The 11803-nt window shown below is 47.8% G+C and carries 9 protein-coding genes; 8 read left to right on the top strand and 1 reads right to left on the bottom strand.

Annotated features, from left to right (window positions below):
• Positions 1-11: 11 nt before the first annotated feature.
• From FND36_14690 to FND36_14670, 5 genes are all read left to right on the top strand, one after another.
• Entirely contained in the window at positions 12-755 is a 744-nt protein-coding gene (locus tag FND36_14690) for a cytoplasmic protein (GenBank protein ID QDW75174.1), read from the top strand.
• Between the two features lie 24 nt (positions 756-779).
• Positions 780-1910 (top strand): M20 family metallopeptidase, encoded by a 1131-nt coding sequence (locus FND36_14685; protein QDW75173.1) that lies wholly within the window; start codon positions 780-782, stop codon positions 1908-1910.
• Positions 1911-2018: 108 nt separating this feature from the next.
• Positions 2019-3080: a LacI family transcriptional regulator gene (locus FND36_14680; GenBank protein ID QDW75172.1), complete on the top strand. Its 1062-nt coding sequence runs from the start codon at positions 2019-2021 to the stop codon at positions 3078-3080.
• A gap of 15 nt (positions 3081-3095) precedes the next feature.
• Positions 3096-3992 carry a ribokinase gene (locus tag FND36_14675; protein QDW75171.1) on the top strand — a complete coding sequence of 299 codons (897 nt, stop codon included), beginning with the start codon at positions 3096-3098 and terminating at the stop codon, positions 3990-3992.
• Between the two features lie 146 nt (positions 3993-4138).
• Entirely contained in the window at positions 4139-4501 is a 363-nt protein-coding gene (locus tag FND36_14670) for a hypothetical protein (protein QDW75170.1), read from the top strand.
• Between the two features lie 11 nt (positions 4502-4512).
• On the opposite strand, the gene FND36_14665 is transcribed toward FND36_14670, so the two are convergent.
• Positions 4513-4983, bottom strand: a complete 471-nt coding sequence (locus tag FND36_14665; GenBank protein QDW75169.1) for a MazG family protein — start codon at positions 4981-4983, stop codon at positions 4513-4515.
• A 494-nt stretch (positions 4984-5477) separates the two neighbouring features.
• On the opposite strand from FND36_14665, the gene FND36_14660 reads away from it, so the two are divergent.
• Genes FND36_14660 through FND36_14650 form a run of 3 tightly spaced genes read left to right on the top strand, consistent with a single transcriptional unit; the run spans position 5478 to position 11680 of the window.
• Positions 5478-8135 carry a valine--tRNA ligase gene (locus FND36_14660; protein ID QDW75168.1) on the top strand — a complete coding sequence of 886 codons (2658 nt, stop codon included), beginning with the start codon at positions 5478-5480 and terminating at the stop codon, positions 8133-8135.
• 15 nt (positions 8136-8150) lie between these two features.
• Positions 8151-10358 (top strand): LTA synthase family protein, encoded by a 2208-nt coding sequence (locus FND36_14655; GenBank protein QDW75167.1) that lies wholly within the window; start codon positions 8151-8153, stop codon positions 10356-10358.
• Entirely contained in the window at positions 10355-11680 is a 1326-nt protein-coding gene (locus tag FND36_14650) for a bifunctional folylpolyglutamate synthase/dihydrofolate synthase (GenBank protein QDW75166.1), read from the top strand. The genes FND36_14655 and FND36_14650 overlap by 4 nt, the downstream gene beginning before the upstream one ends.
• The last annotated feature ends 123 nt before the right edge of the window (positions 11681-11803 follow it).

The following is an 11803-nucleotide window of genomic DNA, read 5'->3' as shown; positions in this document are numbered from 1 at the left end:
GTGGATAAAGGATTATGAAGAAAGTATTACTTGCAGGAGAATCATGGGTGAGCTATACCACCCATGTGAAAGGATTTGATAGTTTTTATACGTCGGTTTATGAGACCGGAGAGAAATGGCTTGTTGAAGCGCTGGAAAAAGGCGGCTATGAAGTGACGTTTTTACCAAATCATGAAGCGATTGAAAAGTTTCCATTTACAATGGAGGAACTGAAAGACTATGATTGTGTGATTCTGTCAGACATTGGAGCAAATACGCTTCTGCTTCCCTCCGCTACATTTACTAGGAGCGAGAAGCGGCCGAACCGGGCAAATCTGATCCGGGACTATGTGCTGGATGGGGGAAGTCTCTTGATGATAGGCGGGTATCTGACCTTCTCCGGTGTGGATGCAAAAGGAAAATGGCATGATACGGCGGTACAGGAAGTCCTGCCGGTAGAGGTTTTGACAGTGGATGACAGAATGGAGCGCTGCGAGGGTATCCGTCCAGTGACAGTTAAAGAGCATGAGGCATTGAAGGAAATTCAGTCAGAATGGCCGGAAGTATTGGGATATAATAAAACCATCTTGAAACCAGAGGCGGAGTTGGCGGTTACGGTTGGAGAAGACCCATTCATCGCTTTTGGAGAATATGGCAAAGGAAAAAGCGCTGTATTTACATCTGACTGCGCTCCTCATTGGGCACCAATGGAATTCTGCCAGTGGGACGAATATGACAAAGTATGGCAAGGAATTATGGACTGGCTGACAAGATAAGCGGCAGATAGGATGGAAAATGAGATGAAACAGTACAGCGAAGAAGAATTCTTAAATCAGGTGTTGAGTATCCCTAGTGTCAATGGTGTAGATAACGAAGGAAAGCTGGCCTGGTTTCTGGCAGATTATCTGAAAGACTGTGGTGTGAATGCAGTAGTTCAGGAGATTGATAAAAAACATGCCAATGTGGTGGCTGTACTAGAGGGAAAGACAAGTGAGAAAGTGGTCTGGAACGGGCATCTGGACACGGTGCCCTATGGGAAATTGTCTGAATGGAATACCCAGCCGGACCAGCCCTCGAAGAAACATGGCTGTATCTACGCCAGAGGCGCAAGTGATATGAAAAGCGGCCTTGCGGCGATGGTCTATGCTTTGGGACAGATGAAGAAAAAGGGCCATGTGCCGCGGCAGACGATTTATTTTTTTGCTACTTGTGATGAAGAAAAAGGCGGGCTGGGAGCAGAGCAGATCCTGAAAGAGTATTTGATGGAGGATGTTTCCCTTCTGCTGATCGGGGAGCCCACCGGGGGCCGGATTGGGATAGCCCAAAAAGGCTGTATCTGGCTCAAAGCATTGATTCACGGGAAGACCAGCCATGGCGCATATCCGCAGCAGGGGATCAATGCTGTGGAGTATGGGATCGCTCTTTTTCAGGAATTGAAAAAAAGGCTTGCGGACTATGAGCATGAACTATTGGGCAGGCCTACAATCCAGATCACAGGGATCTTGGGAGGGATTGCTCCAAATATGACGCCAGATGAAGCGGAAATCCGTATGGATATCCGCACAGTTCCTGGGATCGGGGCAGAAACAGTGCTTAAGTGGACTCAAGAGATCCGGGCATCTTTGATTGAAAAAAGCAGAGAACAGCTTAGGATGGAACTTCGCTTAGAAAATAACCGTAAAGCCATAGAGACTGATCCGGGAAATGGATGGGTGAAACGCATTGAACGGGCGATTCGGTATGAGGCGGGAAGCGTAGAACATACCGGTATCCATTTTTTTACTGATGCATCGATTCTGATAAGGGATCAGGCAGAGGTCCCAGTCATTCTCCTGGGACCAGGGCAGGATGAAATGGCGCATAAACCCAACGAGTACGTAGAGATTGAAAAATATTTGCGGTATATCAGGATTTTAAGCCGACTATTTTAACCAAAAAAAGGAAATATACGCTATAATAAACTCACAGAATATCCAGGACAAGACAGGGACCGACGGAATAGAAGGATATAGAAATCAGACGGATGAGGTTGAGATATTTTGAGGACAACGATCAAGGATATAGCAAATTATACGGGGTTTTCTGTGACAACCATTTCCCTGGTCCTGAACAATAAGGCGAAGAAAATCCCAAGTACGACCAGGGAGACCATTATGAATGCGGCAAGGGAATTGAATTACCATCCCAATCAATTGGCTGTGGGGCTTGTAAAAAAGAGGACAGAGACGATTGGTCTGATCATTTCTGATGTCAGTAATGTGTTTTTTGCCAATCTGGCCAAGGGTGTGGAGGATGAGTGCCGACGAAAAGGATGGAATCTGATCTTGTGTAATACCAATGATAAGCATGAAAGGGATCTGTCTTATATCCAGGTTCTGGCGGATAAAGGGGTAGACGGGATCTTATTTTGTATGGCCCAGGATACAGATCAAAATAGCGCCAGAGAGAGCATTGATCTGATGAAAAGGCTGAGAATTCCTTTTGTAATGATCGACCGTTTCCTTGTGGAGGCGGAATGCTGCTCGGTAATCGTAGACCATCGGCAGGGCGGTTATTTGGCAACCAAACATTTGCTGGAGCTGGGACACCGGAGGATTGGATGTGTTGCCGGGCCGTTCCGTCTGGAAGATTCCCTGGAGCGTCTGCAGGGATATCAGAAAGCACTGGAGGAATATGGAGTACCATTTCAAAAAGAACTAATCTACGAAGGCTGGTACGGCCGCCAAAGTGGTGTGGAGGCTGTAGACTGTCTTTTGGAAAAGAAGGTTTCCTCAATCTTTGCATTTAATGATATGGCAGCTTATGGAGCCTACAGTCAGCTTCGGAAGAAAGGGCTTCGTGTGCCGGAAGATATTTCTCTGGTAGGATATGACGATATTTTCTTCTCGGAGCTTTTGGATGTACCGTTGACTACGGTACGTCAGCCAATCTACGATATGGGGCAGGAAGCGGCTAAACAGTTGGTAGAAGAGGTGGAGAGCAAAACGGTGTCCCACAAATGTATCACCTTCCAGCCGGAATTGATCCGGCGGGAAAGCACTGCGGTATGCAGTGAGGGGAAAAGCGAAGGTGAAAAGGAGACAATAGGAGAGGAAATATAGAAAGGAAGAGAAAACGTGAGAGTTCTAAATTTTGGCTCACTCAACATTGATTATACATACCGGGTAGAGCACATTGCAAAACCAGGTGAGACGATCACTTCCCAGACACTGGAGATTTTCCCAGGGGGAAAAGGATTGAATCAGTCTATTGCGCTGGCGAAGGCGGGAGCAAAGGTCTTCCATGCCGGCTTGATCGGGGAAGACGGCAGGTTTTTGAAGGATCTTTGCCAAGAGGCTGGCGCAGATGTTTCCTTGATCCGGGAGAGTACAGTGAGGACGGGAAATGCAATCATCCAGGTGTCGAATGAGGGGCAGAACAGCATCCTGCTCTTTTCGGGAGCTAATCGGCAGAACACGGAAGAATATATTGAGGAAGTGCTGGCTCATTTTGAGAAAGAAGATATCTTACTCCTGCAAAACGAGATCAACCGGATTGATGTTCTGATCAAAAAGGGAAAAGAAAAAGGGATGAAAGTCGTATTGAATCCATCTCCCTTTGATGAGCATATTGGAGAGTGCGATTTGAGCAAAGTAGATTTGTTCTTCCTTAACGAGGTAGAAGGTGAACAGATTACTGGAGAGAAGGAGTTTACTGCAATTTTAGCGAAAATGAATGAACGCTTCCCAGAAGCAGAAGTCGTACTGACTGTAGGCGCAAAGGGGGCATATTACAGCGATGGAAAAACCAAAGTTTTCCAGGAAAGCTTTCCCGTGCAGGCAGTAGATACAACCGCGGCAGGAGACACCTTCACCGGATTTTTCCTAGCGGCGGCCATAGAAGGGGCAACCGGAGAAGAAGCCTTAAGGCGGGCGGCGAAAGCTTCTTCTATCGCAGTGTCCAGGAAAGGCGCATCCGTGTCGGTTCCGACAAAAGAAGAGGTAGATGATCAATTGGGGCCGGGGGATTTTTAAAAATCCCCCGGCCCCAATTAAAAATGCCCTGTCCCTTTTGGATCTTACAAATATTTTGAAAAATTTTTTAAATTCTTAAAACTTTTTCCCAACTTCAACAGTCTAAGAAGTATCAGAAAGAATGAGACAAAGGAGAAGGGAAAAAGATGAACAAGAGTATGATGGGACTGGCTCATGAGCTGGCAAGGATCCTTATTTTGTTGGTATTAAATCAAGACATTGACAAAGAGGAAATGGTGTTTCCAGAGGAGGAAAAAGGGACGGATTTATTTTCGATGCTGGAAGCAGGCAACATCAATGAGGCGGAGTGCCTCTTGACGAAAGGGTTGGAACCAGAGAACCAGACCCATTTCGGGAGAGCGCTGCTGTTCTATGACAAATTAAGCGGGAAGCCGGAGGCATTTCTGGAAGCTCACGATTATTCTCAAGAAAAGATCCTGGAAGGCTTAAAACGAGTAGTGGAGTATTATAAGTTTGGAAGCCTGATGGAGGCGTTTATGGAGACATGAGAAAGGAAGGGTTAAAACCCCTTCCCTTTCCTTGCGGCCTCGATCAATCCCTCTGCCTCATCAAAGGCTTCCGGCAGATAGGTTTCCATCCATTCTTTGCCTTCTTTCTCCTGTTTCTTAATGTCTGCCCAGTTTTCCAGCACTTCTTTGGAGCCGGAAACTTCAACGGTTCCAAATACATGGGGATGACGGCGGATCATCTTGTCGGTGACGGTCTGGATCACGTCATCCATGGTGAAGAGGCCCTCTTCCTTGGCAATCTGGGCGTGCATGACGATCTGGAGCAGAAGATCCCCTAATTCTTCTTTTAGGTTTTCCGAATCTCCGGTTTTATCTAAGATGTTGATGCCGCAGATTACTTCCGAGGCTTCTTCGATACAGCCTTTCTTTAGGCTGGTATGAGTCTGTTCCCGGTCCCAGGGGCAGCCCTCTGGGGAGCGCAGGCGTGCGATGATTGCTTCGAATTCTTCAAATTTTGTCATGCTCTAACCCCTTTCTTTAGTTGTATCTGCTTCTTTGTTTGTCCTCTAGAGAGCATTATAGAAGCAAAAGATAAGTAAATCAATTCCCAGGCCAGTAAAATCAACAGCTATCCTTAAATTTCTATTAATAACCTTGACAAATTTCCCCCCGCTGGCTATCATATTCAATAGTTTATGTGCAAAAGGCGATGAAAAAGAGGAGTACGCAGGCGTCATTCTGACAGAGAAGGCTGCCCACAGGCTGAGAGGGGCCAAAGGAAATGAAATGCGGAAGGTAGCTTTTGAGCCGGATCGCTGAACCGACCAGAGAGGTCTGGGAGAAGTAGGAGGTCCCGGATTCGTTCCCGTTAAAGAACAAGAGGAGATATATAGGAGAGTTTCTTCTATATAATGAAGGTGGTACCGCGAAATGAATCGCCCTTTACGTAATCGTAAAGGGCTTTTTCTTTCAGAAATGTGAAAAAAGTGTGAAATGCGAGAATGAGGAGGAAACTATGAGTCAGAACCTGGAGAAAACTTACAATCCCAAAGAGATTGAGCCAAAGCTGTATGAGAAGTGGTGTGAGAATGAATATTTTCACGCGGAAGTAGACCGCAGCAGAAAACCGTTTACTACAGTAATGCCGCCCCCGAATATCACAGGGAAGCTGCATATGGGACATGCCCTGGACAATACATTGCAGGATATCATCATTCGATATAAAAGGATGCAGGGATATAATACGCTGTGGGTTCCGGGAACCGATCATGCGGCCATTTCTACAGAAGTAAAAGTGACCAACCAGTTAAAGGAAGAGGGCATTGACAAGAAAGAGCTGGGACGGGAGAAGTTCCTAGAGCGCACCTGGCAGTGGAAAGAGGAATATGCGGGAACGATCGAAGGACAGTTAAAGAAGCTGGGCGTATCCTGTGACTGGGAGCGGGAACGTTTTACTATGGATGAAGGCTGTTCAAAAGCGGTAGAGGAAGTGTTTATCGAACTTTATGAGAAAGGCTACATCTACCGCGGGTCCAGGATCATCAACTGGTGTCCGGTCTGCAAGACCTCTCTTTCAGATGCGGAAGTAGAGCATGAAGAGCAGGAAGGACATTTCTGGCATATCAAGTATCCCATCGTAGGAAGCGACGATTATCTGGAGATCGCCACCACCCGTCCGGAGACTATGCTGGGCGATACGGCGATCGCGGTGCATCCAGATGATGAAAGATACAAAGACATTGTAGGGAAGAAGGCGATCCTGCCGCTGGTAGGGCGGGAGATTCCGATCGTAGCTGACTCTTATGTGGATAAAGAATTTGGAACCGGAGCGGTGAAGATCACGCCGGCCCACGACCCCAACGACTTTGAGGTTGGAAAACGGCACGGCCTGCCGGAGATCAATGTGATGAACGATGACGCCACCATCAATGAGAACGGCGGCAAGTACGCGGGAATGGACCGTTATGAGGCCCGCAAGGTCATGGTAAAAGACTTGGAAGAGCAGGGCTATCTGGTAAAGGTAGTGCCTCATTCTCATAATGTAGGAACCCACGACCGCTGCCATACTACGGTAGAACCGCTGGTAAAACAGCAGTGGTTTGTACGTATGGAGGAGCTGGCTAAACCGGCGATCCAGGCTGTAAAAAATGGGGACCTGAAATTCGTGCCGGAACGGTTTGACAAGATTTATCTGCATTGGCTGGAAAATATCAGGGATTGGTGCATTTCTCGGCAGATTTGGTGGGGACACCGGATTCCGGCTTATTACTGCGACGAATGCGGCGAGATCGTAGTGTCCAGGGGAACGCCGGAGAAATGTCCGAAATGCGGCGGTACCCATTTTACCCAGGACGAAGATACTTTGGATACCTGGTTCAGTTCCGCCCTGTGGCCATTTTCTACACTGGGATGGCCCGATAAGACAGAGGATCTGGATTACTTCTATCCTACAGACGTGCTGGTAACAGGATATGATATTATTTTCTTCTGGGTCATCCGTATGGTATTCTCCGGTTATGAACAGACTGGAAAATCACCATTCCATACCGTGTTTATCCATGGTCTGGTAAGAGATTCCCAGGGCCGGAAGATGAGCAAGTCTCTGGGAAATGGAATCGACCCGCTGGAGATCATCGATCAATACGGAGCAGATGCGCTGCGTATGACCTTGGTAACAGGAAACGCGCCTGGAAATGATATGCGTTTCTACAACGAGAGAGTAGAAGCCAGCCGTAACTTTGCCAACAAGGTGTGGAACGCGTCCCGGTTTATCCTGATGAACCTGGGAGACAAAGAGATCGCGGAGCCAGAAGACGTGAAGAAGTATCCGGAGGATTGCTGGATCATGTCCCGCTGCAATAATGTAGTCAAAGATGTGACCGAGAATATGGATAAATTTGAGCTGGGCATCGCCTTGGCTAAGATTTACGATTTTATCTGGGATGAATTCTGCGACTGGTATATCGAGATGGCGAAATACCGCATCTATCACGGGGAAGAAGATCCCCAGAGCGCCAATGACGCGATGTGGACTTTGCGAGAGGTTTTAAAGAAAGCGCTGAAACTCCTGCATCCGTATATGCCATTCGTTTCGGAGGAAATCTACAGCAAGCTGATCCCGGAAGAAGAATCGCTGATGATGTCCCAGTGGCCTGTTTATGATGAGGCTTGGAATTTCCCGGAAGCGGAGAATGTGGCAGACCACTATAAAGAGATCATCCGGGGAATCCGGAATGTCAGGGCCGAGATGAATGTGCCAAACTCCAGGAAAGCTACCGCCTACGTGGTATGCGAGGATGAGGCGCTGTGCCGGGGGCTGGAATCTCTGCGTGGATCCGCCCAGAATATGGCGGCTCTCAATGATCTCATCATTCAGAATGACAAGGCGGGAATCGCGGAGGACGCGGTGTCTATTGTTGTGCCGGATGCGACCGTTTGCCTGCCTTTAGAGGAACTGATCGATTTCGATCAGGAGATCGAGCGCCTGACGAAAGAGGAAGCGCGTCTGACCAAAGAGATCAGCCGGGCCGAAGGGATGCTAAGCAATGAGAAATTTGTAAGTAAGGCGCCGGAGGCAAAAGTCCAGGAAGAACGGGACAAATTAGAAACTTATAGACAGATGATAGACCAGGTGACAGAAAGACTGGAAGGTTTAAAAGCAAAACGTTCGTAAGGGGTTAGTTGACCGATGAAAAAAATCCATTTCAAGAAGCCGGATATCAAAGGAAAGATCCAGAAATTAAGGAATCTGAAAAAAGAGGATATCAAAGCCTATTGGAAGGCGAGAAAAGAAAGACGTATAAGAATCCTGGAGGAGAGAAGAAACAGCGCTTTCGCGAAGAAAATGCAGCCGGTGTGGAAGATCATGAACCGTCTGTCCCTCTTGTTCCACGCGCTGCTTGCCTGCGTGATCAATTTTGCTATCGAGGCTATCTCCCGACATTCTGTGTTTGAAGCGTGGAATTATATGACAGAGACGCCGGTAGTGTTTTTGTATAACGCGTTTATGATCTTTGTGACTTTCTCAGTAGTTTATCTGTTTCGGCGGAGAGTTTTTGCCAGGATCATTGTCAGCGTGCTCTGGCTGATTCTTGGAGTGGCGAATGGATATATGCTGCTCAAGCGCGTGACGCCGTTTAACGCTCAGGATTTGAAGGCGGCTACAGAAGGGCTTAGTCTGATCAACAACTATTTTAACGGCTTTGAAGTGGTAGTTCTCATTGTGGGGATTGTTGCGGTGGTGATCTGGGTGATCTCTATGTGGAGACGGGGCGGCCAGTACACGGGGAAAATGCATCGGGTCCTGGCTGTCGCGGGAATTGGATTCTGGGCGTTTGTTTACAGTATCGCGGCCAATGCGGCAGTGGAGAACCGAGTAGTGTCCACCTATTTTGGAAATATTGCTTTTGCCTATGAGGATTACGGCCTCCCCTATTGTTTTATGGCCAGCTTGTTCAATACCGGGATCAGTGAACCCAACGATTATAGTGAGGAGACGATTGCTCAGATCAGCAATAACGGAGAGATCACGAAGAATGAATCGGAGCAGTCCGCGGAGGAACTGCCCAACATTCTTTTCGTACAGTTAGAATCCTTTTTTGATGTAGACGAGGCGGAGTTTTTTACCACATCGAAGGATGCGTGTCCGAATCTGCATAAAATGTTTGAAGAGTATTCATCAGGATATTTCAAAGTACCTTCTGTGGGAGCGGGAACAGCGAATACAGAGTTTGAGGTGCTGACCGGAATGAATCTGCGGTATTTTGGACCGGGCGAGTATCCTTATAAGACGATCTTAAAAGAAACACCTTGCGAAAGCGCGGCGACCGCACTTAGCTCTCTTGGGCTTGGAACCCATGCCCTGCATAATAACGGCGGTAATTTCTACAGCAGAGCCAGGGTATTTAATAATATGGGCTTTGACAGTTTTACCAGCAAGGAATTTATGAATATCCTTCAGTTGACGGAGAACGGCTGGGCCAAAGATGATATCCTGGTTGACCATATCCTGGACGCTATGGACTCTACCGAGCAAAAAGATTTCGTTTTTACCATCAGTGTGCAGGGACACGGAGATTATCCGGAAGAGAAAAAGATCGAGAATCCAGAGATCACGGTGGAGGGCATTGAGGATGAAGCTCTGAAAAATAAATGGGAATACTATGTAAACCAGGTCTATGAAATGGATCAGTTTGCCGGGAATCTGATCAAGGCTATTGAAGAACGCGGCGAACCTACGGTGGTAGTATTCTATGGAGATCATCTTCCTACGATGGGATTGAAAGCGGAGGATTTAAAGAGCCGCTACCTATACAATACCAACTATGTGATCTGGGACAATATTGGTCTTGAGAAAGAAGACCGGAATATCCCATCCTATCAGATTATGGCGGATGTATTTGACCGGCTGGGCATCCACTCCGGAACTGTGTTCAATTATCATCAGGAGCGCCGGCAGACCAAGAACTATCTGGCGGATCTGGAGGTGCTGCAGTATGATATCTTGTATGGGGAGCAATATGTCTATGACGGGGAGCCGCCTATTACAGAAGGGCATATGGTGATGGGCGTCCGGGATGTGACGCTGACCGATATCGTGCCCCATCTGGAAGAGGGGTACAGTCTGTATGGCGAGAACTTTACCGCTTACACCAGAGTTTATGTCAATGGAGAAGAACAGGAGAAAGACTTTCTGAACAATACCAGGATCGACCTGCCCTCTACAGAGTTAAAAGACGGGGATGTGATCTATACTTGTCAATACGGATCCAGTGATACTCTATTTAGGAAGTCTAATGAATATATTTATCAGAATGGGACCCTGACAGTAATGGAAGGAACCGGGACAGATAAGACAAAATCCTGGGTAGAGCAGACAGGTGAGGAAGAAGAATGATGCATCCAAGAAGCTATCGGGAGGCGGTAGATTATATTGAACGCCTTCCAAGATTTACCAGGAAACATTCCCTTGTGCATACCGGAGAATTCTTGAGAAGGCTTGGAGATCCGGGACTGGATCAAAGAATTGTCCATGTGGCGGGGACCAATGGAAAAGGCTCTGTGTGCGCATGCCTGCAGGCGGTTCTCGAGGCGGAGGAAAAGACCTGCGGATTCTTCACATCGCCCCATCTGATCTCGATCAATGAAAGGATCCAGGTCAACAGATGCCCTGTCAGTGACGATACCTTTTATCGGGTGTTTCGCAGAGCTTTGGAGGCGGCGGAAAGCATGGAGCGTGACGGAATGGAGCATCCTTCCTATTTCGAGTTCCTGTTTGGAATGGGTATGACAGCATTTGCTCTGGCTGGCACAGAGTATATCATTTTAGAGACTGGACTTGGAGGCAGGCTGGATGCGACCAACGCGCCAAAGCAGCCGGCCTTGACGGTTATAACGTCTATCAGTCTGGACCATACCGATATCCTGGGCGAGACGATAGAAGAGATCGCTGGAGAGAAAGCGGGAATCATAAAGCCGGGAGTACCGGTGATCTTCGATGGCAGCAATGAGACAGCGGCGGCGGTGATCCGGGAGAGAGCAGGAAAACTGGGAGCGCCGTGTAGAGAAATCTCGAAAAATGCGTTCGAAATCCTGGAAGTTCATAGAAACAATATTGCATTTTTAAGACGGAATGCGTATGATAGAGATGTTACCTGGCACGTCCCCCTTTGTGGGATTTACCAAGTAACAAATACGGAGATCGCTCTGCAGGCCGCAGAGTGTCTGCTTGCGGATCAAAAGACCCATATGGAGCGCTGGGTGGAGGCAGTGGCCTCTGTAAGGTGGGAAGGACGCATGGAACAGGCGGCGCCTCATTTGACTGTGGACGGCGCCCACAATCCGGGAGCGATCGAAGGGTTCATCCAGAGCGTGGAGCTTTTGTATCCTGACCTGGCAGAGAACGAACGGCCGGTGGTGGTGTTTGGGGCGGCCTCAGACAAAAAATATGAGGAAATGATCCAATGTCTCTGCGGAAAGTTTCGCGCAAAGGCTTATATAGCTGCCGGATTTGATGATGAAAGAGCGGTGCCGGCAGAAGAACTGGGACGGCTGTTTAAGAAGTATACAAAGGAGCAAGTCCTCTGGCGAGACACGCCGACGGAGGCTTTGGAGGCGGCTTTTTCCCTCAGGGAGGAAGGGGAGGTCTACTGTGTGGGATCTCTTTATCTGGCCGGCGAGGTGAAAAAAGAATTGGCAGGAGGCAGATCTTATGCTTGATTTTGAGGAAGAATTAAAGAAATTCCAGCCTAGTCTGGAAGTGGAAGATATTGAGAATGCGGTCTATCAGGAGGACCTGACAGACATGACAGATATTCTGCGGGAAATGATAGAGCAGACAAA

Source organism: Lachnospiraceae bacterium KGMB03038, from assembly GCA_007361935.1.
Taxonomy (GTDB): domain Bacteria; phylum Bacillota; class Clostridia; order Lachnospirales; family Lachnospiraceae; genus Massilistercora.
Note: the sequence above shows the minus strand (reverse complement) of the source record. Positions and strands in the feature narration are given on the sequence as shown.

Bases quoted from the DNA above. Each gene is read 5' to 3' on its own strand.
- FND36_14650 (QDW75166.1), top strand. From the start codon at position 10,355: ATGATGCATCCAAGAAGCTATCGGGAGGCGGTAGATTATATTGAACGC.
- FND36_14685 (QDW75173.1), top strand. From the start codon at position 780: ATGAAACAGTACAGCGAAGAAGAATTCTTAAATCAGGTGTTGAGTATC.
- FND36_14660 (QDW75168.1), top strand. From the start codon at position 5,478: ATGAGTCAGAACCTGGAGAAAACTTACAATCCCAAAGAGATTGAGCCA.
- FND36_14655 (QDW75167.1), top strand. From the start codon at position 8,151: ATGAAAAAAATCCATTTCAAGAAGCCGGATATCAAAGGAAAGATCCAG.
- FND36_14665 (QDW75169.1), bottom strand. From the start codon at position 4,983: ATGACAAAATTTGAAGAATTCGAAGCAATCATCGCACGCCTGCGCTCC.
- FND36_14670 (QDW75170.1), top strand. From the start codon at position 4,139: ATGAACAAGAGTATGATGGGACTGGCTCATGAGCTGGCAAGGATCCTT.